At 67.4% G+C, this 26,219-nt stretch carries 26 protein-coding genes and 2 pseudogenes; 10 read left to right on the top strand and 18 right to left on the bottom strand.

Annotated elements, in window-relative coordinates; all coding sequences use genetic code 11:
- The first annotated feature begins 10 nt into the window (after positions 1 to 10).
- The 4 genes from ACZ55A_RS16310 to ACZ55A_RS16295 are packed head-to-tail and all read left to right on the top strand — an operon-like array spanning position 11 to position 3,235.
- Entirely contained in the window at positions 11 to 970 is a 960-nt protein-coding gene (locus tag ACZ55A_RS16310) for a metal ABC transporter ATP-binding protein (RefSeq protein WP_468839995.1), read from the top strand.
- Positions 957 to 1,880, top strand: coding sequence for a metal ABC transporter permease (locus tag ACZ55A_RS16305; RefSeq protein WP_468839992.1), 924 nt, complete (start codon positions 957 to 959; stop codon positions 1,878 to 1,880). The genes ACZ55A_RS16310 and ACZ55A_RS16305 overlap by 14 nt, the downstream gene beginning before the upstream one ends.
- Complete coding sequence (locus ACZ55A_RS16300; protein WP_468839989.1) at positions 1,877 to 2,752, top strand: metal ABC transporter permease; 876 nt, start codon at positions 1,877 to 1,879, stop codon at positions 2,750 to 2,752. Before ACZ55A_RS16305 ends, ACZ55A_RS16300 begins: the two co-directional genes overlap by 4 nt.
- Positions 2,753 to 2,767: 15 nt before the next feature.
- A complete protein-coding gene (locus ACZ55A_RS16295) occupies positions 2,768 to 3,235 on the top strand; it encodes a Fur family transcriptional regulator (RefSeq protein WP_468839986.1) in 468 nt (155 codons plus the stop codon).
- Positions 3,236 to 3,459: 224 nt separating this feature from the next.
- On the opposite strand, the gene rpsR is transcribed toward ACZ55A_RS16295, so the two are convergent.
- The 4 genes from rpsR to rpmG all read right to left on the bottom strand — a co-directional run bounded on the left by rpsR (position 3,460) and on the right by rpmG (position 5,393).
- Positions 3,460 to 3,696 carry a 30S ribosomal protein S18 gene (gene rpsR, locus ACZ55A_RS16290; protein ID WP_468839983.1) on the bottom strand — a complete coding sequence of 79 codons (237 nt, stop codon included), beginning with the start codon at positions 3,694 to 3,696 and terminating at the stop codon, positions 3,460 to 3,462.
- A gap of 53 nt (positions 3,697 to 3,749) precedes the next feature.
- Positions 3,750 to 4,904 (bottom strand): CobW family GTP-binding protein, encoded by a 1,155-nt coding sequence (locus tag ACZ55A_RS16285; protein WP_468839980.1) that lies wholly within the window; start codon positions 4,902 to 4,904, stop codon positions 3,750 to 3,752.
- Positions 4,904 to 5,158 (bottom strand): type B 50S ribosomal protein L31, encoded by a 255-nt coding sequence (locus tag ACZ55A_RS16280; protein ID WP_468839977.1) that lies wholly within the window; start codon positions 5,156 to 5,158, stop codon positions 4,904 to 4,906. The genes ACZ55A_RS16285 and ACZ55A_RS16280 overlap by 1 nt, the downstream gene beginning before the upstream one ends.
- 70 nt (positions 5,159 to 5,228) lie before the next feature.
- Entirely contained in the window at positions 5,229 to 5,393 is a 165-nt protein-coding gene (gene rpmG, locus ACZ55A_RS16275) for a 50S ribosomal protein L33 (RefSeq protein WP_468839974.1), read from the bottom strand.
- A gap of 68 nt (positions 5,394 to 5,461) precedes the next feature.
- On the opposite strand from rpmG, the gene rpmB reads away from it, so the two are divergent.
- The 4 genes from rpmB (at position 5,462) to ACZ55A_RS16255 (ending at position 7,695) form a co-directional block, all read left to right on the top strand.
- Entirely contained in the window at positions 5,462 to 5,698 is a 237-nt protein-coding gene (gene rpmB, locus ACZ55A_RS16270) for a 50S ribosomal protein L28 (protein WP_468839971.1), read from the top strand.
- Positions 5,698 to 6,003 carry a 30S ribosomal protein S14 gene (gene rpsN, locus ACZ55A_RS16265; RefSeq protein ID WP_444478148.1) on the top strand — a complete coding sequence of 102 codons (306 nt, stop codon included), beginning with the start codon at positions 5,698 to 5,700 and terminating at the stop codon, positions 6,001 to 6,003. Before rpmB ends, rpsN begins: the two co-directional genes overlap by 1 nt.
- Positions 6,004 to 6,208: 205 nt before the next feature.
- Positions 6,209 to 6,505, top strand: coding sequence for a hypothetical protein (locus tag ACZ55A_RS16260; RefSeq protein WP_468839967.1), 297 nt, complete (start codon positions 6,209 to 6,211; stop codon positions 6,503 to 6,505).
- An 11-nt stretch (positions 6,506 to 6,516) separates the two neighbouring features.
- On the top strand, positions 6,517 to 7,695 hold the full coding sequence (locus ACZ55A_RS16255; protein WP_468839964.1) for a GTP-binding protein: 1,179 nt from the start codon (positions 6,517 to 6,519) through the stop codon (positions 7,693 to 7,695).
- 305 nt (positions 7,696 to 8,000) lie between these two features.
- Here ACZ55A_RS16255 and ACZ55A_RS16250 read toward each other — a convergent pair whose 3' ends face one another.
- From ACZ55A_RS16250 to ACZ55A_RS16190, 13 genes and pseudogenes are all read right to left on the bottom strand, one after another.
- Positions 8,001 to 9,059 (bottom strand): GTP-binding protein, encoded by a 1,059-nt coding sequence (locus tag ACZ55A_RS16250; protein WP_468839961.1) that lies wholly within the window; start codon positions 9,057 to 9,059, stop codon positions 8,001 to 8,003.
- Positions 9,060 to 9,157: 98 nt separating this feature from the next.
- Complete coding sequence (locus ACZ55A_RS16245) at positions 9,158 to 10,192, bottom strand: WD40 repeat domain-containing protein (RefSeq protein WP_468839958.1); 1,035 nt, start codon at positions 10,190 to 10,192, stop codon at positions 9,158 to 9,160.
- 2,447 nt (positions 10,193 to 12,639) lie between these two features.
- Complete coding sequence (locus tag ACZ55A_RS16240; protein WP_468839955.1) at positions 12,640 to 13,533, bottom strand: hypothetical protein; 894 nt, start codon at positions 13,531 to 13,533, stop codon at positions 12,640 to 12,642.
- Positions 13,534 to 13,756: 223 nt separating this feature from the next.
- Positions 13,757 to 15,871, bottom strand: coding sequence for a methyltransferase, FxLD system (gene fxlM, locus ACZ55A_RS16235; protein ID WP_468839952.1), 2,115 nt, complete (start codon positions 15,869 to 15,871; stop codon positions 13,757 to 13,759).
- 27 nt (positions 15,872 to 15,898) lie between these two features.
- Positions 15,899 to 17,167: a lanthionine synthetase C family protein gene (locus ACZ55A_RS16230; protein WP_468839950.1), complete on the bottom strand. Its 1,269-nt coding sequence runs from the start codon at positions 17,165 to 17,167 to the stop codon at positions 15,899 to 15,901.
- Entirely contained in the window at positions 17,164 to 20,157 is a 2,994-nt protein-coding gene (locus ACZ55A_RS16225; protein WP_468839947.1) for a lantibiotic dehydratase, read from the bottom strand. Before ACZ55A_RS16225 ends, ACZ55A_RS16230 begins: the two co-directional genes overlap by 4 nt.
- 191 nt (positions 20,158 to 20,348) lie before the next feature.
- Entirely contained in the window at positions 20,349 to 20,495 is a 147-nt protein-coding gene (locus ACZ55A_RS16220; protein WP_362830437.1) for an FxLD family lanthipeptide, read from the bottom strand.
- 117 nt (positions 20,496 to 20,612) lie between these two features.
- Positions 20,613 to 20,786, bottom strand: coding sequence for an FxLD family lanthipeptide (locus ACZ55A_RS16215; protein WP_468839945.1), 174 nt, complete (start codon positions 20,784 to 20,786; stop codon positions 20,613 to 20,615).
- Positions 20,787 to 20,995: 209 nt separating this feature from the next.
- Positions 20,996 to 21,096: pseudogene (locus ACZ55A_RS16210) on the bottom strand (DUF5999 family protein); the annotation flags it as partial.
- 17 nt (positions 21,097 to 21,113) lie between these two features.
- A complete protein-coding gene (locus tag ACZ55A_RS16205; RefSeq protein WP_468839942.1) occupies positions 21,114 to 21,962 on the bottom strand; it encodes a CPBP family glutamic-type intramembrane protease in 849 nt (282 codons plus the stop codon).
- Between the two features lie 298 nt (positions 21,963 to 22,260).
- A pseudogene (locus ACZ55A_RS16200) lies at positions 22,261 to 22,440 on the bottom strand (DUF5999 family protein); the annotation flags it as partial.
- A gap of 342 nt (positions 22,441 to 22,782) precedes the next feature.
- A complete protein-coding gene (locus ACZ55A_RS16195; protein ID WP_362830441.1) occupies positions 22,783 to 22,986 on the bottom strand; it encodes a hypothetical protein in 204 nt (67 codons plus the stop codon).
- Positions 22,987 to 23,059: 73 nt separating this feature from the next.
- Positions 23,060 to 23,275, bottom strand: coding sequence for a hypothetical protein (locus ACZ55A_RS16190; protein WP_397881782.1), 216 nt, complete (start codon positions 23,273 to 23,275; stop codon positions 23,060 to 23,062).
- Positions 23,276 to 23,625: 350 nt separating this feature from the next.
- On the opposite strand from ACZ55A_RS16190, the gene ACZ55A_RS16185 reads away from it, so the two are divergent.
- Complete coding sequence (locus ACZ55A_RS16185; RefSeq protein ID WP_362830444.1) at positions 23,626 to 24,522, top strand: helix-turn-helix domain-containing protein; 897 nt, start codon at positions 23,626 to 23,628, stop codon at positions 24,520 to 24,522.
- A 7-nt stretch (positions 24,523 to 24,529) separates the two neighbouring features.
- Positions 24,530 to 24,748: a DUF397 domain-containing protein gene (locus ACZ55A_RS16180; protein ID WP_362830446.1), complete on the top strand. Its 219-nt coding sequence runs from the start codon at positions 24,530 to 24,532 to the stop codon at positions 24,746 to 24,748.
- A 717-nt stretch (positions 24,749 to 25,465) separates the two neighbouring features.
- Here ACZ55A_RS16180 and ACZ55A_RS16175 read toward each other — a convergent pair.
- Entirely contained in the window at positions 25,466 to 25,660 is a 195-nt protein-coding gene (locus ACZ55A_RS16175) for a hypothetical protein (protein ID WP_468839936.1), read from the bottom strand.
- Positions 25,661 to 26,219: the final 559 nt, after the last annotated feature.

Below are 26,219 nucleotides of genomic sequence, written 5' to 3'. Positions count from 1 at the left end.
GCGAGCGACCATGCTGCATCCGAGGGCGAAGGCCCGTGCAGCGGCGGAACACACCGTGCCGCCGCCCCGGACGGCCGCCTCCGAGCCGCCCGCAGCCCTGACGGTCGCGGACGACCCGGTGATCGCACTGCACGGCGCGGCCGTGCGCGTGGCCGGCCGCACCCTGTGGTCCGGCGTGGACCTTCGCATCGGAGCGGGAGAGTTCGTCGCGGTCCTCGGGCCCAACGGGGCCGGCAAGTCCACCATGATCAAGGTGCTGCTCGGCATGCTGCCCGCGGCCGACGGCGAGGTCCGCGTCCTCGGCACCCGGCCCGGGCAGGCCAACCACCGCATCGGCTACCTGCCGCAACGCCGCAGCTTCGATCCCTCGATGCGGATCCGCGGTGTCGACGTCGTGCGGCTGGGGCTGGACGGCGACCGCTGGGGCATACCGCTGTGGCCGTTCGGCGCTCGGCGGAGGGCGGCCCGCCGACGCGTCGAAGAAGTCATCGAATTGGTAGGGGCGTCGACGTACGCGCACCTGCCCATCGGCATCTGTTCCGGCGGCGAACAGCAGCGGCTGCTGATAGCCCAGGCCCTGGTCCGCCAGCCTGAACTGCTGCTGCTTGACGAGCCGTTGGACAGTCTCGATCTGCCCAACCAGAGCGCGGTCTCGGCACTGATCAGCCGGATCTGCCACCAGGAGAATGTGGCGGTCGTCATGGTCGCGCACGACGTCAACCCGATCCTGCACCACCTCGACCGGGTGTTGTACCTCGCCGAAGGCGGAGCGGCGAGTGGCACGCCGGAAGAGGTCATCACCTCACCGACACTGACCCGGCTGTACGGGACACCCGTCGAGGTGCTGCGTACGTCCGGCGGGCGACTCGCCGTCATCGGCCAGCCGGAAGCGCCCGCGCTGCACACCGACCGGCACGCCGACGGGCATCCCGTCGGACCAGCTGCCGGAGGTGACCATGCTGCTGGCTGAGGCAGCCCCAGGACCGGCCTGGTCGTGGAACCTGATCACGGACGTCCAGGAGATGTGGTCGTTCCCCTTCATGGTCAACGCCTTCCGCGCCGGCACGATCGTCGCCGTCGTCTCCGCGGCCATGGGCTACTTCGTGGTGCTGCGGCGCCAGACCTTTGCGGCCCACACCCTCTCCACCGTCGCCTTCCCCGGCGCTGCCGGCGCCGTCCTGCTCGAAATCAGTGCGGCTTACGGCTACTTCACCGTCTGCGTGGCCGCCGCCGTGGTCATCGCGGCCATCGGATGGCGTGGCGGGGGAGGGGGCGGGGGAGCGGATGAGGCCGCGCTCACCGGGACGCTTCAGGCATTCCTGCTGGCCTGCGGATTTCTCTTCATCGCGCTGTACAAAGGGTTGTTGGGAGGTCCGCAGTCCCTTCTGTTCGGTACCTTCCTGGGCATCACCACCTCCCAGGTGAACGTGCTGCTCGGCGTGGGAGCAGTGGTGCTGGCGGCCCTGGCGCTGATCGGGCGGCCGCTGCTCTTCGCCTCCGTGGACCCACAGGTCGCCGCCGGGCGCGGGGTACCGGTTCGCCCGCTGTCCGTCACCTTCCTCGTCCTGCTCGGTGCGGCAACGGCGGAAGCCAGCCAGATCACCGGAACCCTGCTGGTGTTCGCCCTGATGGTCATTCCCGCCGCGACCGCCCAGACCATGACCGGCCGCCCCGGCACCGGCCTCGCCCTCGCCGTATTCCTGGCTCTCACGGCGACCTGGCTCGGGCTGACCAGCGCCTACTACTGGCCTTACCCCTTGGGCTTCTTCGTGACCTCGTACGCCTTCGCCGGCTATCTGCTGATCCGGGCCGGCCGCACGCTGCACACCTGGCTCAGCCGGACCCGTGCGCCCCTCCTGCACAAGGAGGCCACGATATGACGGGACTACTGTCCGCGCCGGCGCCGCTGGATCAGCCGTTCTTCCAGCACGCCCTGCTCGCCGGCACCGCCATCGCGGCGGCCTCCGGCCTCGTTGGCCACTTCCTGGCCCTGCGGGCCCAGATCTTCACCGCTGACGCCCTGAGCCACGTCGCCTTCACCGGAGCGATGGCAGCCCTCGCCTTGGGCTACGACCTGCACATGGGCCTGTTCGGGTGCACTGTCGGCGTCGCGCTGCTCTTCGGTGCACTGGGGCGCAAGGCGCGCCCCGACGACATCGACATCGGGAGCGTCTTCTCCTGGACCCTCGGCCTGGGCGCCTTCTTCATCACCCTCTACACCACGTCCCGGAACACGACCAACGGCCACGCCGGCACCAGCGTCCTCTTCGGATCGATCTTCGGCCTCTCGGCAGGGAGAGCGTCCGCCGCGGCCCTGGTCGCCGCCGCCCTCTGCCTCCTGATGCTGGTCATCGCTCGCCCGCTGCTGTTCGCGACGCTGGACGAGGCCGTGGCAGCGGCCCGGGGTGTGCCCGTGCGGACGCTGGGCTTCGGCTTTCTGGCGGTGACCGGGGTCTGCGCCGCCGAGGCAACCCAAGCGGTCGGCTCACTGCTGCTGCTCGGCCTGCTGGCGGCACCCGCCGGAGCCGCCGCCCGGCTCACCGACCGTCCATACCGGGCACTTGCGCTCTCCGCCCTCCTGGCGGTCCTGGAGATGTGGGCCGGCCTGGCCGCCTCCTACGCGGTACCGACGATGCCACCCAGCTTCGCCATCATGGCTGCCGCCACTGCTGTCTATGCAGCGACCTTCCTCGTCCGGCGCCCGGCGTGCCGTGGGCGTCTTCGTTTGCGTACCACTTCCACCGGGATATGAGGTGCTTACGGACACATGACGGCAAGCACCCGCCTCCAGACCACGGCGACGCAGGAGGTTCACCTCCTGGGACGCTTCACCCCACAACGCGCAACTGTGCTGAAAGCCTTGATCGAGGCAGAAGAGGCAGAGGGATTCGTCAGCGCACAGTCCCTGCACTCCCGACTGCAGTCCGCCGACTTACCGGTCGGCCTGTCCACGGTCTACCGCACGCTCAGTGCCCTCGCCGAAGCAGGGCGCGCCGACGTCGTACGGGACATGCACGGGGAGCGGCTCTTCCGCTACCGTCCCGGTTCCGATCACCGCCACTATCTGATCTGCACCGAATGCGGCGTCAGCCTGCCGCTCGACTCCGTCGCGGTGGAGAAATGGGCTGCCGGTATAGCCCGGACAAGCGGATTCACCTCCGTCCAGCACACCGTGGAACTCACCGGCATCTGCCCCGATTGCGGTCCCACGACGGGCGGTTCACCTCAAGGCTGACGCGACTCCCGGAGCACGCCAGGAGCCGAACCCGGCCGGCCCTGCTCGGGATCCGGGTCGGCCTCTGATTGGCACGCGCGTCACAAGCCAATGATCACCGTTGGGTTCGCCCACCGTGCACAGTGCACCGTCCGTCACGGAGCCGGGCCCTCACGATCCGCCTCTGTCTCTGACAGAGGCGGATCGTGAGGGCCCGGGACCATCAAGCCAGCGGCGCCTCTGAACTACTGGGAGGCGTACGGAAGGAGTGCCATCTCCCGGGCGTTCTTGATCGCACGGGCCAGCTGCCGCTGCTGCTGCGCGCTGACCCGGGTGACCCGACGGCTGCGGATCTTGCCACGGTCCGAGATGAACTTCCGCAGGAGCTCGGTGTCCTTGTAGTCGATGTAGGTGATACCGGCCTTGTCCAACGGGTTGGGGCGGGACTTGAGAGGCTTACGGGGGTCGGAGCGGCGGGCCATGGGGATTCCTTGTCTTGGTCGGTGTGGGTGAGGAGCTGTTGCTCGGCCGGGGTTCAGGAGACGGGGTCGAGGAGTGCGTCGAAGGAGGCCGGAAGGTGCTTCCAGGCCTCACGCCCGCCGGCCAACTCGTCCTCGGTCAGCAGGCAGGAGTCGAGCAGTCGCTCCAGGCCTTCGCGGTCGAGCCCGGGGGCGGTGAAGACCAGGTGCTGGCAGCAATCGCCGTGTTCGGGGTGCCAGTCGAGGGCGGCGGCTGCTCGGCGCATGGCCGGCACCATGTCCCAGGCGGCGTCCGGGAGGGAGGCGAGCCAGGGGCCGACGTTCTCCACGCAGAGGGCGCCGCCCGCGGCGTCCCAGGACAGCAGGGTGTCAGGGCGGTCGGCGAGCCAGAAGCGGCCCCGGCTGCGGGCCGCGGCACATGCCAGGTCTTCCAGCGCCTGGTAGAGCCGCTCCGGATGGAAGGGGCGGCGGCGGTGCCACACGAGGGTGGCGACTCCTGACTCCTCCGCTTCCTGCGGCAGCAGCGCGCAGGCCGGATGCTGGGCGGCGGCAGCCGCCTCGACATCGAATCCGGCGAACGCGACCTCGGCCAGCTGTCGGGAATCCGCGCGCACACGGCGGGCCGTCGGATGTAGCTGGGCGAGGAGAGCGCGGTCCTCGTCGTCCGCCTCTTCTCCCTCGACGAGCACGAGCACGGGCGCGTACTCCAGCTGGCGCGCCCAGGTGTCCCCGATGGTCCGCTGATCGGTAGCGGCCGCCGCGAGGCCCGCCTCCGCCAGATCGTCTCCGTTGGAGAGGTACGGCAGCACCAGCGCGGGATCGACCGCGGTTACCACATTCGAGAGAGTCAGCGCCTCGCCGCCGTGCGACGTGATGACCTCGGCCATCGCCTTGGGCTCGACGGAGTCCCAGAGTTCGACCACCGCCAGCCGGTTCAGACCGCTGTCGGCCAGCCGCTGGAGTTCGGGCACCAGGTCCTCGCGCAAGGCGCAGCACGCGCAGTCGTTGACGAGCGGTGCCTCGCCGGAGGACAGTTCGCCCGAGGCGTCGCGCACCGTGCGACGAACGGTTCCGGCCGCCGCGGTGGACAGGTCATGGTGCAGCGCGACGCTGCCGCGAACGGTGTGCAGCAGCCGACGTACGACCTCCGCACGGGCATCGGAGTGCAGCCCGCCGACGATGACGACGGGGAGCTTGCGGTTCTCCTCCATCACCGTGCCCCGCGCCGGGCGTACCGCCGCTCGAAGCGCTCGACGCGGCCGGCCGTGTCGAGGACACGAGCCGTGCCCGTGTAGAAGGGGTGGCTCTGCGACGAGATCTCCACGTCGATGACGGGGTAAGTCTCGCCGTCCTCCCACTCGATCGTCTTGTCGCTGGTCGCGGTGGACCGGGTGAGGAAGGCGAACTCGGCTGCCTTGTCGCGGAAGACGACGGGCCGGTAGGCGGGGTGGATCCCGGGTTTCATGAGGGTGTTCCTGTCTGTGAGGTCCGCTGAAGAGTCGAGGTCGGCCGGAGGGGCGAGGTCGACTGGAGAGTCAGCGCTCTTCCCGGAAGTCGACGTGGCGGCCGATGACCGGGTCGTACTTGCGAAGGACCAGGCGGTCCGGGTCATTCCGTCGGTTCTTGCGGGTGACGTAGGTGTAGCCGGTCCCTGCGGTGGAGCGGAGCTTGATGATCGGGCGCAGTTCGTTACGGGCCATGGGCGCTACTATATGGGAATGGTTTCCATTGCCAATAACTGGCCCGACGAGAGGTAGCCAAAACCGCCATGTCCGCCCACTGCCAACTGACCGGAGCCAAGCCGGGCTTCGGCAACACCATCTCCCACTCGCACCGTCGTACGTCCCGCCGGTTCGACCCGAATATCCAGCGCAAGCGCTACTGGCTGGCGAGCGAGGGGCGTCATGTCCGGCTCACTCTCAGCGCCAAGGCGATCAAGACGGTCGACGCGATTGGCGTCGAGGCCGCGGTGGCCCGTATCCGGGCACGAGGAGTGAAGGTCTGATGGCGAAGCAGAGCAAGATCGCGAAGAATGAGCAGCGCAAGGTGATCGTCGAGCGGTACGCCGCCCGGCGTGCCGAGCTGAAGGAGATCATCCGGCGGCCTTCGTCGACCGAGGACGAACGGGCCGCCGCCCAGGCCGAGTTGCGGCGCCAGCCGCGCGACGCCAGTGCGACCCGGGTGCGGAACCGGGACAGCGTGGACGGCCGGCCCCGCGGGCACCTGCGGAAGTTCGGCATGTCCCGGGTGCGCATGCGGGAGCAGGCGCATGCCGGGTTCCTTCCTGGGGTCACCAAGTCGTCCTGGTGATGTGCATGGATGCTGCCGCGGCCTGGGCGGCCGCCCAGGCCGCGGCAGCATCCGCCGAGAGCCGGGCGTGATATAAAAATGGAAACCATATCCATTAAGGGTCTGGAGGGGCGCACGGATGAACCCCGTAGCACCAGGTAGCCCAAGTCGCCCGTTCACTCTCGTCACCTGCACCAACTGCCGAAGCGCCACAGATGAACCGGTGATGGACCGGCTGCACGAAGCCGTCCGTACCTGCGCGCACGGCATCCTGATCGCCACCGGGTGCCTGGGCGGCCTGCTGCGCTGCAACGGTGCCGCCGCAGGTCTGTACGCCGCGGTGCAGCCGTGCGCGAAAGACCGAACGCCCAGCGGGCCCGTCATCCGCCTCGGCCCCATCGCGACCGAAGCAGACGCTGAGCTCGTCGGCGCATGGCTACTGGCCGGCATGCCGGACGACGGCACCCTTCCGCGCAGGCTGCGCGCAGCACCCGTACCCCGTCACGTCGCCCACCTCAACTGATGGGAAGCCGAGTGCCCAAGGCGCTGTTGAGCGTTGTGCTCGGGAACACTCCAGCCGCCCGGGGGCTTGCGGTGGACACGCTGGTACGTGCGGCTCCCCACGCCGTGGTGCTGGCAGCGTCCGTCCACTGCCGGGATAGCGGATATCCGGTCGTGCAACGCTTCGTCACCGGAGTCCGAGTGCCGCAGTCCATGTCGCGGGCGACTACCGGCGACCCGGTGGTGATTCTCCGGCAGGACCTGCTGGCCATCCGACGCACCGTGCAGCCGGCTCACGTAGTCCTTGCCCTCTCCGACGAGCTGGATGTCCTGCCGTTCCTGGTGGAGTTGTGGCACTCGCGGATCGGCGCCAGTGCGCTGGGTGACCACTACGACCCGGCCCCCGTCGTGGCCGGAATCGACCCCGCGGCTTTCCTGGCCGACCTCGGCTGCGTGCACCGCGCGGCCCGCCTGTGGGACGGTGCAGATCACTCCAGCCCCCTGACGCAGGCCGAGGTCGCCGCCCGCCGGGTGGAAGCCGGGGATGGCCTGATCGTGCAGGCATTGCCGAATCCCGCCGAGGGCCGAGCGGATGGGGCCGCTGCACTCGCACACCACCTCAATCCATCGGCCACGCTTGTCAACGATCCGCGACAGCCGTCCCCAGGTGTGGAGCTGCCGCCGTCGTTCCTGAGGCCCATGCCGGACGCGCTTGAGGCGTGGAAGGGTCGGCTGGAACCGGTGACCGCGTTGCGCCCACGCCCCGGTACCGACCAGGGCGTGGAGTCGGTGCAGTGGCGGGCCCGGAGGCCGCTGCACCCTGAGCGACTGGCCGACGTGCTGCCCACCGTCATGGCTGGAGTGCTGCGCAGCCGCGGCCACTTGTGGATTTCCAGCAGGCCAGAGGCCGTGGTGACCTGGCGGTCGGCCGGAGGGCACTTGGAATTGCAAGAAGCAGGCCGCTGGTTGGAACTCGACGCCGAAAGTGCCTGGCGTGCCGCATCCCCGCAACGGCGCACACTGGCCTCGTGGTTCTGGCACGACTACTACGGCGAACGGCGCAACGAGATCACGTTCATCGGCACCGACCTCGATCGAGACCGGCTGCGCTCTGCGCTCGATGCGGCCCTGCTGGACGACATGGAGCTCTCGCTCGGCTCGGACGGCTGGGCCGGCTTCTCCGACCCCTTGCTCGGCGATCTTCCTCACTGATCGGTGACGCTGTCTCGCGGGCAGGCCGCGGCGCGAATGTACGAAGCCGTGAAGCGGCTACGGATCCAGGGCAGTTGGGGAGGGACGGCGGGCCCGGTACGTGTCGTATGTGGCCGACGGCAAGGTGGTTGGCGTATGAGAGCCGAGCGGTCGCGCACGATCGGGCCGGGCTCTCTCTGAAGAAAGCCCGGCGCGGTTCGATGACGTCGGCCAGGCCGAGGCCGGCCAATGGCCACCTGGCCGTAAACCGGCAGGGAGCCGAGTTGGGCAGTGCCGTGGCTGCACCACTGCCCAACCCGGGGTCTTCAAGCCTGCGGCACCAGATCCGGGTGCAGATCCCCGTGCTCGTGTTCGCAGGCGTCGTCGAGCCCGTAGGTGTCCCACGCGGGGAACGGGTCGTCGGAGAGGTGCTCCCCGTCGGCCAGGAGGCAGCCGGTCAAGGCTGCTTGAAGTACCTCGGTGCGCAACCCGGTGCCGATGAAGACCAGTTCCTGACCCTGCTTGTCGTCAGCATCGCGGGCGCCGGAGGGCTCGAAGCGGGCGACGGCCCCGGCCTGTGACCACAGCCCTGTCACGTTCGGGCGGCTGGCCAGCCAGAAGAAGCCTTTGGAGCGCAGGATCTGGCCGCAGTCGCCGCTGTCGAGTCCCTCGGTGATGAAGGTCCACAGCCGGCCGGGGTGGAAGGGTGCATCGGCGCGGAAGACCGTGCTGGAGATGCCGTACTCCTCGGTCTCCGGTACGTGGTCGCCGTTGAGTTCCCGCACCCAGCCCGGGGCCTGTTGAGCGCGCTCCAAGTCGAACAACCCGGTGCCGAGGATGTCGCCAGTGTGCACCCGCCCGTGCAGCACGGGCACGACGCGGGCAGCTGGGTTGAGGCGTGCGAGGGTGGCCTGAAGGCGTTCGGCGCTCTGCGCATCGACAAGGTCGATCTTGTTGAGGACGATGACATCGGCGAACTCGATCTGGTCCATCAGCACGTCGCTGACGGTGCGTTCGTCGTCCTCGTACTGGTCCAGCCCCCGCTCGGCCAGCCCGTCGCCTCCGTTCAGCTCGGGCAGGAAGTTGGCGGCGTCGACGACGGTGACCATCGTGTCGAGCCTGGCGAGGTCGCCCAGGGTCGCTCCGTCGTCGCGCGGGAAGGCGAAGGTGGCCGCGACGGGCATCGGTTCCGAGATGCCGCTGGACTCGATGAGCAGATAGTCGAAGCGGCCCTCACGGGCCAGCCGGTCGACCTCTTCGAGGAGATCATCGCGCAATGTGCAGCAGATGCAGCCGTTGGTCATCTCGACCAGGCGTTCCTCGGTACGCGAAAGGGCGGCCTCGCCGCCGCGCACCAGCGTCGCGTCGATGTTGATCTCGCTCATGCAGCTCCGAGGGCGATGCGGCCCCGACGGGCGGGTCTGCCGGAAGCGCTCCCTGGAGCACGCCACACCTCACAACGCGTCGCTCGTCAGCACTGAACCTATGAGGGGTCGATGTCCAGGAGTGTTACGCGGCCTCCCCTTTCCGCCACGGCAAGCATTCGCTGGCCTGCCCACGCAAGGGATGTGGCGGGGGTGGTCAACTGCCATGCAGTGAGGGGGGTGTAACCGTTCCTCCGGCCTTGGGCTCCGGCATTCCACAGTCGGACGGCGTGGTCGGACCCGGCCGTCGCGAGCGCGTCCCCTGCGCCGGGGCGCCAGGCCAGCGCCGATACGCAAACAGGGAGGACGGCCGATCGTGTCGGTCTTCGGGTGCCGATGGACCAGAGCGACAGGTGGCGCTCGGCCGGTACGGCCAGCCGGTGCCCGCATTCGCTGAAGACTGGAGCATGCCGGCCCGAGGCTTCCTCGCACTGGACCGGCTGCGCCGTTGGCCGACGATGCGTCTCCCATAGCAAGGTCGCGCGCTGATACGTCGAGCACACAGCCCAGCGGCCGTCGACGGACAGGGCGAGACCGTCCGGTGCGCCACCGTAGAGATGGACGGCGACAGGTTCACGACGCATCGGCATGAAGCAGCGGACTTGGCCCGCCAGGGACACGGCCAGAAGGCGTCCGCCCTGCGCGCAGGCCACGTCGGTGACTGCTGTCGGGAGAGGTGCTGTGGACCACTGCGCCACGCCGTCGGTGTCGTACGTGGTGACCTTGCCCCCTTCCGCAATCGCCACGACGCCCAGCCCCATCCAGCGCGCGCGGACGCAGGGCGTCGGAGTGCTCCGCGTGATCAGCCTGCCGTCCGTGGCCCGCCACAGGGCGAATCCGCGAGGGCCCACCAGGGTCAGGTGGCGCCCATCAGGGGAAAAGGCGAGCCCCGTGATGCCGCCGGGCAATGTGAGGAGGTCGTGTTCCTCGCCACCTTCGAGGTCCATCACGCGAACCCTGCCACGGCGCCCGGCGGCGGCGATCAGGCCGACGCCCACCGACAGGAAGGCCGGTTCCCAGGGGAGCCGCTTCGACCACGGCGAAACGTCTTGCAGACGTTCGCCGGTTGCTGGTGCGGTCAACGCTGTCACCATGACCACGTTCCTGTCTGGACATGCGGTGCGGCAGCATGGCGGGAGTTGGCGGATATCCCCCGTGAGGATTCATTGACGTGCATGGGCGATCTTTCAGTGGCGAACATGGGAATCATTTCCATTAAACACTGTCGTGGCTTCTCTGCGTACCCCGGGTCCCGATGGCCGAACGGCTTGGCGGGTGTGAGCGGCCGTGCGTAAGGGCCGGCCGCTGCAGGTGAAGGCGGAGGCGTTGTCGGTCACCCGGTGGGGTCCAACCCCGAAATGGACATCAATTCTCGAACTGTCCTCTCACGCCTCACGCGCCGCGCATGCTCCTGGAGTGGGACGGCTTCGCCTATCAGGCCGTCGGCACGGCCCCGGCCTCGCGACCGCCGTGGCCTGGGTCAACGAGCCCACGCCCAGCGACGATTCGCAGCGATAACAGCAGTGGGCTCACTCCCGGCACGCCCACGAGACGTCAGCCCTGCGACGGCCCCGCTGACGTTCCTGTGTCCGCCGGCATCGGTGAACCGGTCGGTGAGGTCGGCGAGTTCGCCCCTCCCGGCCGGTGAGCGTGGGCCTACCCTGGCTTGGCAGGTCAGGAGACGCCAAGGGGGAGGCGGCATGCCCGAGTGGGCTCTCGAGATACTCGTTCCGGTCGGTCTGCTGGCTGTGGGCCTGGGGGCGTTCTTGGTCGGCCCTCCTGGGGACGAAGGAACCGTTGAAACACGACAACCGAATGCCGGAGACCCCTTTTCGACAGGGTGATGGTCCCGGCGGCGACTGACCGGCGGAGTCGCCTCGGCATGGTCGGCCTTTGCCGTGGCCGAGCAGAGCTGAAGTCGGCGGCCGGGAACATGTCCCTGCCCCGGAACGGCCACTCCAGCACGGCCAAGCCCGTCGACCAGCCCGAAGTTCGCGCGGTCACACGTTCAGGCGATAACAGACCGAACATCAACTCACGTACCCCCTCTCACACAACTCCGGCTGGATCCGGGGATGTTTGGCTCCCCAAGGCAGCTGTACTCTGGTGCCACAACTGGCATCAAGTCCGATCTCCGAATGCTGAGGAGGATCGGACCGCGGCGTCGGCGTATGGCCCCGGTAACCGACTCGTTCCCCGGAGTGGCGCCGCCGATGCTGACTTTGTGCTGACTTGCTGACCTGGAAACGCCCTCTGACCTGCAACGATGTCTTGCTGTGCCTCTTCGGCTTCCACTGGCACCGGGTTTGGTGCAACTTGCGGGTGCAGCGGGCTGGCCTGCATCTATGCAGCTCAGAGGTGGTGCGGAGCGGTTTGGTGCATGTGCATGTGTCGCCATCTGTCACCGCCTCTGGCTGGGTGCATGCTGACTCGATGCTGACTTAAGTGACGCGCCGTCAGCTAGAACTGATGAAGCGTCACCTTGTGGCGTGCCTTGTATCGGATAGTGGGTGAGTTCGGATGTTGACCTGCTAATTGAGTAAGGTCGATCCCTGGGAGCTGATGCCTTGATCGGGAACAGCCGTAGTCTGGGCCCGCGAACCGCGAACTGAGTCGGCGTGAGTGCCGACGGCCAGGCGATGACCTGGTCCCTTTCAAAACCCCGGTGCCGCAGCAGATCAGGCTGGCAGGCTTTGGGCATGCCTTCGCTCCTGCGCTCCCGCCGCACGCATCGTTATGCTCGTGAGATAGCCCGTAGCTACCACGCCAGGCGACTTCACGGACTCAGGGCTCTGCCCACCGGGGCGCCTGGGTGGGCTCGGAGTGCTGTGTCTCAGTGGGCTTTCGGGCTTTTGGCGGTCATGCCTTGCAGAATCGCGATCGCAGCAGCGACGTTCTGGGTATATCTCACTCATATCGATGCCCTGTTATCAGGGTTGCGCGGCGCGGCCGCTTAACTCTCCCGCAAGGCGGAAGCGACGCGTGGGACCTCGATGATGACGTGAACCGCCGACCCCGCAGACAGTTGGCTCACGCTGCCCTCGAACTCATATGTCTTGGCAGGTGCTTCTGCGGGCCACTCCGACCAGGAAGCGACACTGACCGAAGGCCGAGGGGCATTGCCGTTGCTACTGAAGTGGCGTTGTTGTTGCTGCCTAAAGGGGCGATGAGTGCCGCGACGACAGTTGCAACCGCAGCGATCGTCGCCGCGATGGTTGTCTGCCAGCGATGGGCCGATGCTGACCGCGAGGGACGAGTGCCGGGGACGGGCTGCGGAGGAACGAGGTCGGGCACCGGACTCGGGTCACCGCCGGCAGCAGTTGGTACTGGTCTGCTCATGTGTGTGCCCCCGCCTCACCGGAGTTCAGTTTGCCCGACGCGACGCGGTCATGAGGCGGAAATGACAGCGAGCAATCCTCCAGAGCCGCACCCGGATCCGTAGCCATGCCCGCACAACTCGAAGGTCATGTACGGAGCAACCCTTCGGGCCGGTGGCGCACTCAATGTTCCATGGCACCGGACAGCTGTCCCCATCACGCCCTCATGCCGTATCGGAAGGCGCTGCAGCGAGCACGCCGGTGATCACAGACTTGCTGATGTCCAGCGCGGTCAAGAGATCCACTTGCAGTTCGTCGGGAATAGCGCCGGAGCCCAGAGCACACGCTTCGACAATCTCCTTAAGGCGGGCTGCCTGCTGGCCGGTCAAATATTCATGGCAACCAGGGTGAGCTAGCACATCGCGAGCCGCATAGCCGTCGCCCGTCCCGACGGTCTCCTCGACGAGGTCTGTAGCGATACAGCGGGCAATCTCCGGCTCCTGGTCGCCAGCAAGGTCGACGGCGGACAGTCCAAGCCGCGTGAGGAAGACCGCCAGGCCAGCACTTCGCTCCAGGGAACGGTAGAGATCCACCAAGTCGTCCAGAGCTGTGCGGACTGGCAGGTTCGCCGTCCGCCTGCACAGCACCGTAAGAAGTGCTGCAACCGCGGTCTCCCACGCCTCGCCAGGAACGGTGCCGCTCAGCAGAACCTGAGCCTGTTCGATGTCGCCCGCCGTGATATGGGCTATGACGGCAACCTGGCGGCCGTCGAGCATCCTGCTGCCGATGCCCTTGTGCCGCTGGACCTGGGCGTGTGCCTCCGCCCACATGTCGGCGCTGGCCAGGGCGCGCGCACCGTCGGCCAGCAGTACGACCCAAAGCCATTGATGCAGTTTGCGGCGGTCCTCGTCCGCCCCGGTGATGTTCCCAAATGACACCTCGTGCCCGTCGATCGTGGCGGCCGTATCGGACGTCACCGCTTGATACATCGAGTCGAGAAGTGCAAAGGCACCGTCTCCGTCGCCGGAACGGATCAACAGCCGCGCGAGGTTGACAAGGGGCTCCAGGCCGAACCGGGCGACCTGCGCGCCCAGGGGCTGGGTGCGCAGGTACGCCACGGCGTGCCGCCAGCACAGAGCGCGGGCCAGGTCCGGAAGAGCACAGTCACTGGCGAGCAGAGCCGCCTTGTTGAAGGCCGCGGATGCTGGAGCCAGACGGCCTGTGCACTCGGCCTCCCGTGCAAGTCCGCCGATCTCCCGAACTCGATCAACGAGCGGCGAACACGCCGGCCGAGGCCGGGCGACCAGCGGGAAACGCCGCACTATCTGGCCGGCGTCCATCTCACTGCCACTCGATGACGATCCGGTTGATGGCATTGTCGAACGCGAATCGTCCCGGCGCCGAGACCGGCGGTGCACCATCGAGCTTCTGGACCTCGAAGGCCACGTCACGCTGGCGGAAACCGCGATCCCATACACCCATCTCTTCGGCTACCCGATCGGCGAGTTCCTTGCCCGCCGGACCATGGCCAATGGCTCCCGCCTCGTACAGCTGCCCGCCGTCCTCGGCAAGATCAGCCTTTCGCAGCGTGAGGTAGGCGAAGCTGCTTCCTTCCGCCACTGCCATGGGCCGGAACCCGTCGGCCAGGTTGCTGGCCCCGGCGCCGTTGCGATCGACCTCCATCCGGCTGAGGGCGTTGTCCAGGCTGCACGACAGCCAGAGCCACATGTACTCCGGCGACTCAGACCCCCGGAACGTCACGCCCGACCACGCTTCGGTTCCCGGCTGGTCGAGCACCCCGCGCAGCGCCTCGTCGGCCTTCTGCTCCTGGTTGAACTGGAGCTTGACTGCGCCGTCGTCGGTCAGCGCGACAAGGCGCCGCGGGTCATCAGCTACGCCTGCCCGCAGCGGCATGAACGTGCACATCTCACTGCGGACGCTACGCCAGCGGCCTGTTGCGTCCCGCTCGAAGGCAACAGCGCGCGAGACGCTGCCCCGCAGCCGGAGCGGCACGACGAGGCGGCCGTCGGGCGCGAGCTGGTCGAGCCAGGCCGACGGGATGCCGTGTGCACCAACGGTCGCGACGATCCGGTCGTACGGGGCGCCGGCCGGGTGGCCGACCGCGCCGTCTCCGAGGATTACGGTCACGACGCCGGCGAAACCGGCTTCTTCGACGGCCGCTTGGGCGTTGTCGACGAGGTCCTGGTCCACGTCGATCGTGTAGACGTGCCCCTCTTCGCCGACCAGACGTCCCAGGGTCGAGGCGAACAGGCCGCTGCCGGCGCCGCCTTCCAGAATCCTCATGCCCGGCTTGGCTTGGGTGAGTTCGAGCATGAGGGCGTTGACCGACGGCTGGGAGACGGCGCTGATGGACGTGCCAGAGGTGTCGAACTTGGTGTGGACCGGGGTGTCGGCGTACGCCTCTTCGAGGGTGGCGCCAGGCTTCGACTGGTGTACGAACACGTGTCGAGGTACTGCCCGTAGAGCGTCTTCGATGTCGTCGCTGTGCACGCGTCCATCTGCCTTGAGCTGGTCGACCAGCTTGTTGCGGAGGTTCTCGGCAGCGGCGTTGTCGTTGATCGTGTCGGTATCCACGCCGGTGAGGCTAGCGTCGCCGGCGGCTGTGCCTGATGCAGACGCGGTGGATTCGCTCGTTCCCATGACTACCTCTTTCGCCAGGTTTGACAAGGTGCTTTGGTCCTCACTGCTGAGGCCCAATCGGTTCCAGTGGAAGATCAGGTGGTGGGCGAGTACCGCTCGAAAGCCGCGTTCCAGCTGTCCACGGTGGTGGAGGCGTGCGAGCCGCTGCCCTGCCCACTCGAACGTGGCAAGCCAGTCGGCCAGTCCCGTCAACGGGCCTCCGTCGACGAGCCTGCTGGTGGCGCTGACATCTACGGTCATGAGCTGTCGTACAGCCTTCGCGGCCCGATCGGCCACCGGCGCAACCGCAATGCCCTGCCGTTCAGCGGCCACCCTCGCCCATACGTCACCCTGCTCGAATCGGTCCAGGCCCGCGGAGCGCATGAGAACGCTGAACAGCAGGATGGCCAGCTCGCGCCGTCCCAGGTCCGGGGCCTTGGGGGCTTCCCGCTTATCGGCGGCGAATTCGAGGATGTGGCGGCTGTCGTGGTGAAACAGCTCGTGGGCCAGCTCCATCCCGGCGACGCCGCCGAATGCCACCGTCTCCGGCTCGTAGATCCCCACCGTCCACTCGCTGACTAGGCCCTCGGCCCGCAGGCGTCCCAAGAGGCTGTCCAGGCGGTTGGAAGCTCGATCGTCAGTGGGCTGATATCGGATCCGCCAGCACGGGAATTTGCGCAGGAAGGACCACTGCGCAATCTCGCCCTCAGCTGCACTGATCTCCAACTCGGGCAGAAGGTATTCGGCGGCGAGCTGTTCGGACTCCGGCCAGGTGGCGAACTGGACGAGGCGCTGCGGCCACTCGTCAGGTGCCATGTTCACTGTTGTCTCTTTTCGTGCGCGTCAGTTGATCAGGAAGCATGTGGCCCAGCCGGATATGGGGGGCGTGCCTGTCTGCGTCGCGTGCAGAGCGAGAGCTACGCCGGCTGCGCCTTCGAGCAGTCCGATGTCGCCGGGCCCGTACGGCGGCCGAAGAAGCGATGTGGCCAGGGCATCCGGCTCGACGTGCGTGATGGGAGCGAGCAGGGGAGGCAGGCGCTCGACGAGGCTGGGCTGGATCGCGTCCGCCGCCATGCTCCGCGTGATGTGTGCCAGTCCGGCAAATCCGTGGCAGATGGAGTGATCTCCGGTCGCTCGCAGCTGTTCCGGATCTGTCATCGCATGTGCCATGGCGCTCTCGGCCATCTGTTGCCGCTCTGTGTCGCCCGTCGCGATTCCAGCGAGTTGCAAAGCGCGGGCGAGGCCCGCTGTTCCGTAGCACCAGCTCGGGCGTGAGGGGCCGTTGCCGGCATGGCCGGACCGAAGCTGCTCGCGAGTGATCCAGTAGGGCCACCAGGGTCCGGCCGGTCCGTCCTGCCGCCATCGGTCCAGCCATGCGCAGATCCGGCTGATTGCCTCGGCCTGCCCGTCGACGGTGACGCCGCGCCGTGCGGCGATCGAAAGAAGAGCCAGAGGGCCACCGATGCCGTGCGCAAGGCCGGTGTTGGCGTGGCCTTGCGGGAATTCCGGTGACGGCTTGCCGGAGGGCGCCAGGTCGCTCCACCAGCCGGGGAGGAGTTCTCCGGAGCTTTCGATCGGTTCGGTGAGCCGGACCAGGTAGGAGAGGACGGCCCGGGTCAGGTCGACTTGGCTCTCGCGCCGGAGCAGAAGTGCACCGAGGCCGCTCAGGCCGCGGATGGTGTCGAACTCCTTCAGCGCGGGCAGCTCACCACGGTCCATTCGGAGATGTGCACGCTCCAGTCGGCGGCGCGTCATGTTCTCGATGTGCCGGTCGAGGGTGTCCAGGGCGCGGGCGTACCGTTCGGGCCGGTCTGCCGCGGCGTTCAGAGCGAAGGCGAGCGCGGGGGCGCCGTAGTAGAGGTGCCCGTCCGCGCCGCCGACGGCTGGGGCTTCAGCGGCGCAGGCGAGCCAGTCGTGAGCGCGCTTCCACGACGCGATCCCGGAGCGGGCCCGTTCGATGTGTAAGAGAGCGACGCCTGCGGCGCCGTACGCCAGGGACTGCGGAAACCAGCCCTGTGCGAGTTCAAGCCCGCGCGCATCGGCCGGTGAGGCCAAGCGGTCGGCGATGGCATCGGCTGCTGCCTGCACCCTGAGGTCTGACGTCTCGGTCATGAATGCCTCGCCTTCCAGGCGAGCGCAGCGGCCCGAGCCAGCCTTAGGCAGGTGCGCTCGTCATCTTTGTCGATGCCGGCGGCTCGGATGTGGTGGCCGTGGAGCAGCGAATCAATGACAGTGTCGGGGTCCACGTCCTCGGCCTGGCGCAATAGCTCCCGATACTGGCCAAGGGCACGGTCGCGGGCTGCCCATTGCGCGTAGATCGTCTCTCCGCCGGGGGCTGCACGGAGTCCGGCCCAGTTGTCCGAGGGGTCAGCCAGCCGTACGGCTTCTGCGAGCACGCGTCGATCCAGCGGTTTTGAAGCGTCGATCTTGCGGTACCTGATCATCCAGTCCATGCCCTCGCGCGGGCTGCCGGAGAAGGCCGCCGCGATGGCTATGAGGTTGCTGGCGGCGAGGGCCTGCGGCTGGGGGCCGCTTGGTAGGGCGAACTGTGCGGCCAGGCAGCGTGAGTCGGCGGTGAAGACGGCCTCGGCGGCCTGCATGGCTGCCCCGCGTCCCCACCGCCCGGTCTCGGGGTAGGAGGTGGCGAATTGCAGGTCGCTGAGCAAGCCGTCCTCACGAAGGCCATCCGCCCACCTGCTGATCCGCGCGGCGGCCTGACCGAAGGCTGCGGGGTCAGGAAGAGCAACCCTCAGGCGAATGTGCGGTCGCGGGTCGCGATACCGCATGTACCACCACGCTGGCGGCTGGTCCCATTGGGCGAGGAGATGCTGGAGGTAGTGGCCCAGGATCTCTGGCTGCCGCTCGTTGTGCCCGTACAGCTTGGCCATCAGCCAGTCGGATCCGCCAGGCAGGCGCCCGTGGCCACGTCCAATGAGGCGGGAAGCGGAGACGGCTGGAGCAGCGGGCCACTTCGGGGGCACGGCTGCCGTCATCGGAATGCTGATCTCGTGGGCGTGCCCAGCGAACCAGGCGCTGGTGCCCTCAGGGGCTTCCGTGAGCACCGCGTGCTCGGATGCGTCCAGGTGCGAGCGCAGGAGTTCAAGGTGCGAGCTGTGCCCGAGATCCAGGTGCAGAAAACGATCGCCCTCGGTCAGGTAGACCGAGTCCGGGAGGCGGCGTTGCTCTGCCCACCTTCGCAGATCCTCACGCCACTCCCTCCACGGAGCCGCGCGGCCCGGCAGTTCGGAGCGCGTCAGTCGCCACCTGGCCGGCGAGAGGACTGTCCGGCCGTAGCGCAGGCGCGGAAGGAACGGGAGCCGATCAGCGATGCCCCACGTGAAGCCGGTCACGACGCCGGCCTGCGCTCTGCCGATCTCGCTGAGGAACCGGGCCAAGGGCGGGGTGTGCGTTCGAAGGTCGAGAGCGTGCAGAGCATAGGCATCCACTCGGCTCCTTCGGGACACCGAAGCCAGGTAGAGACGACGTCGGTCACAGCCCACCGCGAGATCGCTCAGCGCAATCACGTTCGGTCCGGCTGGTCGGTGTTCCGCCACGCTGATGATCTCGGGGGCCAATGCAGGAGCGCGGGTTACGTGGGCGTCGCTCGGGTCGAGTGGTGCAAAGGAGAGCTGGGCCAGCCGCGTGCCGGGGTCGCTCGTCGGCAGCTGTGCGATTTCGCGGGCTGCTCGGGCTTGATCAGATTCGTCCAGCAGACCGATGAAGCGACCGGACAGAGTGCCGACGCCGCGGGAAGCACTGACGACAGAGAGCGTGAAGTCGCCGCTGTCGAGTGCGCGGGCCGAATCGGCGTGAAGTTGGAACCGCAGCTCGAAGTGAGGAGGGATCTGCATCCTCTTCCGGTCTCCAAGCTGTAGCTCGGTGATCGTTTGCTCATCGAGCAGGACCTCGTCGCGACCGTCGAGCGCGGCGCTCTGGGCGAGGGCAAGAAGCTGTTGGTCGCGGGCGTTCACCGGCCCTTCCGGCTCGGGCTCCCCATCGAGGTATCCAGCGGGGAACCCAAGACCGATGTCGGGGTCAACGACGTCCCGTAGCGGGACGAGAGAGCCGATCCCGTACCGCTCGAAGAACCTGTTGTGGTAGTCCTTCCACGCCGCGGTGCCGAACGGCCAGGCCGTCAGCTGCGCCAACGCCGTCGCTGCCGACTCGGCTTCACGGCGAACCTCCCGCGGAAGGCTGAGCGAGCAGTCCACACGCAGGTCCACCGCCACGGGCTGAGAGACAACGGTGCTCACGTCCGTCATCAAGCCGCGCAGCTCGGCGCGCAGCCACCGTCCGGCGGTACCGGCGCCTGCCTGGTTGTGCTCGTTCATTCGACGGCGAACAGAGCGGAGTCGACCCACGATCTCACTGGCCTCAGGCACGTCTCCGATACGGGCCGCTTCTGCCTGATCCATGAGGTGAGCGAAGGCGTCGAACGTGGTCGACGGCGCATGGAGGCCGGTAATCAGAGCTCCGTGTTCCACCAGGGCCTCGATGAGGGGAGCGATCTTGCCTGCGGCCTTGGGGAACTCGGCGGCCACCTTCTCCACCAGCGCGTCGTAGCCGATCGGCGCTCGGGCAGCTTCGACCGCTACCCGGACTGGTGCGGTGTACCTCAGGCGCGCTTCGGCCACTGCGGCACCTCCCACCGAGCGGCGCCGGGGCGGGTATGGAACGACCAGCCGGTTGCCCCGTAAGAACACCGCTGTGTTTGACATGAGCGGTAGCCGACACAGGACCTCCGGCACGGCTTCCAGCTGGGCGATGACGTCACTGAGCCAGGCAGCATCAGCCCGTGCAAGCGCATGGTGCCGTTCGCCCCAACGAACCGCGGTCTTGGGGCCGAGTTCGGCCGGCGCCACACCAGCGAACAGTCCGAAAGGGGTAGCTCGGCTGGTCATCCGCAGCACGTATCGGATCACGGACAGAAGCGTTCGGCGCACGTGCCGTCCGTCCAGGCGAGCGTCGGAGCACACCGCTCCAACCTGCTGCGCAAGTTCCGGGCTCGCAAGCTCGATCGCTTCGACGACCGCGGGCAACGCCCAGACTTCAGCCAGCCATTCGCGCGACCGCTGCACCTGTCCGGGCGAGTCGTCAGCCATGTCCGGCCAGGCTGGCAGCTCCAGTTCGGCCCAACGAGCGGCCCTTACGAGCACCGACTCACCACACCGATACAGCTGTCGGCTACGTCTCGAAGCCATGTGGTCCCCTCCCTCGTAAGCCCTTCGGCCAGGTGCCGGTTCGGGCAGCGGCGCACCACCGCCCGAACCGGCATGGACTAGCGCCCCTGTGGTCAGCCCACCTTGGTGGCGCAGGCGCTGGGGCACGAGCTGCCGCAGCCGTCGTCCGTCAGCACGATCAGCCTTCCGTCATCGACGCCGGACTCCAGAACGCTGACGTCCAGGTCGAACTCGTCCTTCATCTCCACTTTCATCTCCATGGGATTTCCTCCAAGGGTTGAGGCCGATCCGAAGGTTCGGCTCGGCGAGCCGGTACCGCCGTCGCCGACGGCGCCCAGAACACGAACGTGTCGGTCCTGGGAGTTCGAGGTGTTGCGTCAGGCAGCGTTGCTGACACACGAGGTGCCGCACGTGCTCCCACAGCCACCGTCGGAGGCCGCGAGTTCCGTGGTGGCCTTGCCGGCGTCCAAGACGGTGATGTCCAGATCGAACGGGTCCTGAGCGACGGCGCCGGCGGCCTCCGGCCGCCCTTCCAGCGTGCTGAGCATCATGGTGATACCTCCGTTGACTGGTCGAGATGGTCCTGCGGTGTTGCAGATGGCCGGGCAGACCCTGGAGCGTAGTGAGATAGCCACACAGCTCAGGCAGTTCCAGCCACCGGTCCGAGGCGCCATGCACCACGAGCTGACGTGTGCGGAGCCGCTTCCCCCCGGACCGGGGTTCGAGTGCCGCCGAGTTCACCCACCGTCGGCGTCGCTACTCATGCCGCGGTCACGGCGGATCGGTGCGGCGCGATTGCCCGCCCGTCCGGCAGCAGCTCACCGGTGTCCGCGAAAGCAGGACGCCGTTGCACAGCAGGCTCCTTCTCTGCACTTTCCTCATGGCCGAACCTCCATGTCAGCGATGACCGGCAGGTGGTCCGAAGCCGCACGTGCCCGGGGCGTAGTGACGCCGGTGACGAGCGCCGCGATGGAGGCGGTAGCAGCGAGGAGCAAGCCAAGCGCCCAGTCGGGTACGGGGAGGTCGTTGCACAGGTCGTAAGCAATGTGTGCGATCACGATGGGAGTGAGCCTGCCGGTGTGTCGGTACAGCGCGAGACTCACGGCGGCAACAAGAGAGATGCCGATGGCTGGAACGCCGAAGTACAGATGCATGCCGACCTCGATCGTGAGGCTGAGGGCATACATCTCCCACGCCGGTCGCCGTGCCATGGCCAAAAGGCTCACAATCGCCCCGACCATGACTACGTCCTCGACCACCCCGGTGACGACAACGTTCGCGGCCTGAAGCCAGAAGTTTTTCCAGCCGAGGAACCCTGCCTGGGATCCGCCATATGCGCTGCCTGCGTCGGGAAGGAGGGTGGGCAACGCGTTCACAATCACGATCGTGATGAGCGCAGCGAGCCCGACAGTCGCACCGACCGAGACGGCTTGGGCCCTGCCACGCGCCGTGGATACGCCCGGCGGGCCGATTCCCAGTTGTTCCCGGCTGCCCCCGCACCACCTCATGAGCGCGAGAGTCAATGCTGCGAACAGGGCCGCTGCCGCGAGGTTGCGCAGGCCCCACCAGTTGCTGGTCGGATCCGCCCGGTTGAGCAGGACGGCCGCGATAGCCACAGCATGTCCTGCCCAGCGCACCGCTGGGGATAGCTTTCGCGCGCCGTCCTGTCGTTGGCTCGTCGTGAAAACCAGCCAGATCAACCATCCGGCGGCCACCGTGATACTCACGGACCGGGCGTAGTAGACCAACAGCGTCGATGCATATGGGCTGATGGGGCTTACGTATGCGCCGTAGGCGGTCGTACCACTGATCGTCAAGGCGGGTGCTGCGGCAAGCAGGCTCAACGCGTACACCGACAAATGAATTGAGCGGGGCGAGCGGGCCGGTTCGGAGGCAGCGAGGGTATGACCCTGCTCTGCCCTACGGGGCGCCTGGTGCGGCAAGGCTGATCTCCGTTTGAGGCGAATGGGATGGGAAAAACGGGAAGGCCGCCGAAGCGTCATGCGGCATTAGCCTTCGATGCAGGGCTGCCGGCCGCTCGGGCGGCGCGATGATCTGACCGTCCGGCAGCAGCTCACCGGTATCCTCGAACACCAGTACGACATTGCAGAGAAGAGACCAGCCCTGCTCGGGATGGCAGGCCACGGGATGTGCTGCTTCCCGGTCAGTGGCCTCCGCGGTGGGGCACGGGGAGTGGTGCTGACAACGTGGGTGCGTGTCCGGCTTGCGGAATGCCGGTGGTGCGGAGCGTTCTGAGCTGGCATGCACGGCAAGTGGGCCTTTCATCGCTGGGCTGGCGGTAGTGGGTGAGTTGGCCGGCCGCCGCTCTCTGCGCATGTAAAAGAGCGGCGGCCGAGGCCCAGCTCCCAGCGCCGACGGGGACGGCGTACCCACCAGGGAGCGGGCCGCTCCCTCCGCCCTGACCATCCCGGGACCTGCCCGTGCGCGTGTCGGCGAGCACGGTGGTCGCAGCGGGGAGCGGAGGAAGCCATTTGAGAGTCATCTCGGCGCGGGGACAGCGTTCCGGCCGTGCGGAGATGACCAGCTTTAAGGGCTGAGGTGTACGACGTATTGGTAGGCGAGCCAGCCGATGACGCCGATGGTGAAGGACCCGACCACGGCGGCCTGCAGGAGGCCGAAGCCGGTGTAGTCAATCGCCTTGCCGTGGTTACGGACCAGCGTCTGGTAGGGGTGTCGGATCGCCCAGCGAAGACGCGGCAGCCGCCGTTTCCTTCGGTGTGCGCCGCTCATGATCGCCTTCCCCACTTCGAGCCGAGGAGGACGAGAAGACCGATCGCGGCGACGATGGTTAAGCCGATGGGGGTCACGAGACGGGCTCCTCTCTGGTGAGTACACGGTGCAGACGGCGCCATGTCTGGGGAGCGTCCGGGACATGGAAGAGGTCCGGCGTGCGCTCCTCCAGCTCGTGTCGCGCGTCGAGCTGCTGCATCGCGTGCTGAGGCGTACGGACCGGCAAGGGTGCGTGCGCAGCCTCGGGCCGGATGATGCGGGGCGGGGTATCGCGGCGTCCCTCAAGCATGGGTTGCCTCCGCGGTGGTGGTGGTCAAGCGTGGGAGTTGGGCCGGAGCGCAGCCGCGCCCATCGGACGGGGGCAGGTCTTCTCCTCCGCCACCCATGCGAACCGCACTGCACGGCGCGCTCCGGCCGCCGGCTCGGTCTCGCCTCCCCCAGGAGATCGCCCCTCACCGGCACAACTACGGTGGCGCTTATGCGGGTTCATCGGCAACCGAATCTGCGGTGAATATTCAAATGAAGACACATTGGTATATGCCGAGATCCGCACAAGGGGCTGCGGAGCTCGCACACGGGGTGCCACACTCTGCGCACACCAGCAGGTGATCCGCACAGCGGTATGGGGAGGGCGCACAAGTGGCAGCGAAGCGTGGGGCAACCGGACGACGTCTGGAACTCGGGCTCCAGCTACGACAGATGCGGGAAAGCATCGTCATGAAGAACGGCAAGCCGATGACGCGCAAAGCCGCCGTCACCGGCTCGAAGCTCTCCGAGGCCGCGCTGCAACGCATCGAGACAGGCGCCCTGAACTTCCGGAACGTCGGCGACCTACGCAAGTTGCTGGACAAGTACGGAGTCACGGACGAGGACGTGATCGAGACTCTCGTCGAGCTGAACCGCGACTCGTCGAACCAGGACTGGGTGACCCGCTACCGCAGAGTCATGCAGGCCGGTATGCCGACCTTCGTGGGAGTCGAGTCGGAGGCGCGGGAGATCCGCGTATACCAACCGACGGCAGTCCATGGCTTGTTGCAGACCGAGGGTTATGCTCAGGCCATATTCGACATCGGGAAGCCGGTGGAGGAGACCACCACAGAGTTCTGCCGTCAGAACGTCGCTCTTCGCATGGAGCGCAAGGAGAGGGTCCTACGGCGGGAACCCGATCCGGTCAAGCTGTGGGTGATCCTGGGTGAGGCGGCGCTGCGCCACGTCGTTGGGGACATAGAGGTGATGCGTGAGCAGTACGAAGAGATCACGAAGCTGTCTGCACTCGATCACGTAGCGATCCAAGTGCTCCCCCTCGCCGGCCGGGGCTACCGCGCATCCCACGACTTCGCCATCCTCGACCTTGGCGATGGTCTGCCACCGATGGTGCAGATCGACACCGCCTGGGGCGCCGTCTCGACCTCCGACAAGCCGCGCGAGGTGGATAGGTTCAAGCGCCGATTCGACACGATGATGTCCTCGGCGCTCCCGCCAGAGGACACCGCCGAGTTCATCCAACGACTAGAGCGAGAGTTGAAGAGCCATTAACACTCACATGCACCAAGCCACGGCCTCTGAACTGGCGCCCGAGAGCGCCTGGTACAAGTCGTCGTACAGCAGCGGCGACACGGGCAACTGCATCGAGATTGTCGACCTGAGCAGTCAGGTCGGCATCCGCGACTCTAAGGACAAGAGCAGGCCGGCGCTCGTCGTGTCGACTGCTGTGTGGTCGTCGTTCGTAGACCTCGTGCGTTCAAGTGATGTCGACCTGTAGTCAGCACGGGGTGCGGTTGGCGACTGATCTGAAGCACTGATAGTGGCACGGAGTGGTCCTCCCCAGGGGATTTGGGGAGGACCACTCCGCGTCTCGCTTCACCCTGACGTACGGGTCCGACAATCGTCAGGTCGCACGTGGAGCGTACGCATGTTCTGGCCTCTTGTCCCCATCGCCCCGCTGCCTCGGTAGCTGGACATCCGGCCTGGGGCCGAAGGCCCGTCGACAGCGCGGATGCGATATGGGCCACTCGGCTGCCTCCTCAACGCCGCGGAGCGTGCCGGTCGCCTTATCCGGGTCCTGGTGAGAAGTCCACCCGCAGTCGGAGCCGTCGAAGACCTCAACGAAGCTGACGCCGGCCTGGCGAGATCGGTTGAGGGTGCCCGCGTTGTACGCGACGGCTGACTTCGCGAGCGTGGCGGCCATGGCCCACTCACGCACTGGGACGCGGGCTCCGTTGCGGTAGATGACGTGGGTCAGCTTGTGCTCGGCGGCAAGCCGGCCCACAAGGTTCTTCGCGGCCTGCTTCGCCGTCAGGTTGCCCGCGGCCAGCAGCGGCACTTCGCTGCGCGCGGCCTGGCCATCCGCTCGACTTCCTCTGAGCGGCGCAGGAAGTCGGCGTACGAGTCGGCCGCGAGCGACTGAAGTGCGGCGCGGTGGAACGTGGTCCAGGTGAAGGTCGTCCCCAGCGCCTCGGCGGCCGTACGCCCTCCCTCCTCATAGATCGACGCGTTGGCGGAAGTCGAGGATGGCCTGCTTGAACTCTTCCAGTGTGGCCAAGGTGTAGGGCGTCCGCGGGTGGTCGGCAAACGTGGCGATCACTGCACGCTGCTTGCGTGTGAGGCGCAGCCAGGCTTCCTCGAGTACGGCGGCGATCCGCCGTGCGATCTCGTCGGAGTCGCCGGGAACCACTGGAACAGGCCACCACCAGCACACACATCAAGCCCTGAGGTGGTCCCGTTTCCGGCGTCGCCACCAGCCAAACGCTGCCACTACAACCGGCGCACCCGGCGTCACGAACTCCCGCCACATGACGGCTAGTCAGGTCACTGTACTTGAAAGCAAGCCCTTGACCAGCGGCAATAGCGAACTGCGACTGGAGTACTAGTACGGGCCGGTTGCATGATGGATCTGGCATCCACACGAAAGGCGTGGCGGATCTTCGAACTGTTCGGCGTTGAGCTGGTACACGTGCCCTCAGCCACCTGGCTGCCCGTTATGGTCAGAGCTCAGCGCCGTTCAGAGCCCGTCGGTCTCCGGGGCGGGCGTAGCAGCGGGCTGCCAGGCGGTGTTCGGGTTCTTCGCCGGTCGCGTCGCAGAGCGGGGTGAGGACGTCGGCGGCGTGGCAAAGCGGCGAGCGCGGGATCGGCTGGCGGGCCCTGCGGAATGATGGGCATTCACCGTTCGGTGGCCGTGCAGTGGCAACGCAGACGTCGCGACCCGGTATGGACGCGGCCGACGTCAGGATGCC

This window comes from Streptomyces sp. NPDC034111, from assembly GCF_055575375.1.
The sequence above is the reverse complement of the archived record's forward strand: the minus strand, read 5'-3'. Positions and strand labels throughout refer to the sequence as shown.

Coding starts and splice junctions, on each gene's coding strand:
- ACZ55A_RS16310 (WP_468839995.1), top strand. CDS start 11: ATGCTGCATCCGAGGGCGAAGGCCCGTGCAGCGGCGGAACACACCGTG.
- ACZ55A_RS16305 (WP_468839992.1), top strand. CDS start 957: ATGCTGCTGGCTGAGGCAGCCCCAGGACCGGCCTGGTCGTGGAACCTG.
- ACZ55A_RS16300 (WP_468839989.1), top strand. CDS start 1,877: ATGACGGGACTACTGTCCGCGCCGGCGCCGCTGGATCAGCCGTTCTTC.
- ACZ55A_RS16295 (WP_468839986.1), top strand. CDS start 2,768: ATGACGGCAAGCACCCGCCTCCAGACCACGGCGACGCAGGAGGTTCAC.
- rpsR (WP_468839983.1), bottom strand. CDS start 3,696: ATGGCCCGCCGCTCCGACCCCCGTAAGCCTCTCAAGTCCCGCCCCAAC.
- ACZ55A_RS16285 (WP_468839980.1), bottom strand. CDS start 4,904: ATGGAGGAGAACCGCAAGCTCCCCGTCGTCATCGTCGGCGGGCTGCAC.
- ACZ55A_RS16280 (WP_468839977.1), bottom strand. CDS start 5,158: ATGAAACCCGGGATCCACCCCGCCTACCGGCCCGTCGTCTTCCGCGAC.
- rpmG (WP_468839974.1), bottom strand. CDS start 5,393: ATGGCCCGTAACGAACTGCGCCCGATCATCAAGCTCCGCTCCACCGCA.
- rpmB (WP_468839971.1), top strand. CDS start 5,462: ATGTCCGCCCACTGCCAACTGACCGGAGCCAAGCCGGGCTTCGGCAAC.
- rpsN (WP_444478148.1), top strand. CDS start 5,698: ATGGCGAAGCAGAGCAAGATCGCGAAGAATGAGCAGCGCAAGGTGATC.
- ACZ55A_RS16260 (WP_468839967.1), top strand. CDS start 6,209: ATGGACCGGCTGCACGAAGCCGTCCGTACCTGCGCGCACGGCATCCTG.
- ACZ55A_RS16250 (WP_468839961.1), bottom strand. CDS start 9,059: ATGAGCGAGATCAACATCGACGCGACGCTGGTGCGCGGCGGCGAGGCC.
- ACZ55A_RS16245 (WP_468839958.1), bottom strand. CDS start 10,192: ATGGTGACAGCGTTGACCGCACCAGCAACCGGCGAACGTCTGCAAGAC.
- fxlM (WP_468839952.1), bottom strand. CDS start 15,871: ATGGCACCTGACGAGTGGCCGCAGCGCCTCGTCCAGTTCGCCACCTGG.
- ACZ55A_RS16230 (WP_468839950.1), bottom strand. CDS start 17,167: ATGACCGAGACGTCAGACCTCAGGGTGCAGGCAGCAGCCGATGCCATC.
- ACZ55A_RS16225 (WP_468839947.1), bottom strand. CDS start 20,157: ATGGCTGACGACTCGCCCGGACAGGTGCAGCGGTCGCGCGAATGGCTG.
- ACZ55A_RS16220 (WP_362830437.1), bottom strand. CDS start 20,495: ATGGAGATGAAAGTGGAGATGAAGGACGAGTTCGACCTGGACGTCAGC.
- ACZ55A_RS16215 (WP_468839945.1), bottom strand. CDS start 20,786: ATGATGCTCAGCACGCTGGAAGGGCGGCCGGAGGCCGCCGGCGCCGTC.
- ACZ55A_RS16195 (WP_362830441.1), bottom strand. CDS start 22,986: ATGAGCGGCGCACACCGAAGGAAACGGCGGCTGCCGCGTCTTCGCTGG.
- ACZ55A_RS16190 (WP_397881782.1), bottom strand. CDS start 23,275: ATGCTTGAGGGACGCCGCGATACCCCGCCCCGCATCATCCGGCCCGAG.
- ACZ55A_RS16180 (WP_362830446.1), top strand. CDS start 24,530: ATGCACCAAGCCACGGCCTCTGAACTGGCGCCCGAGAGCGCCTGGTAC.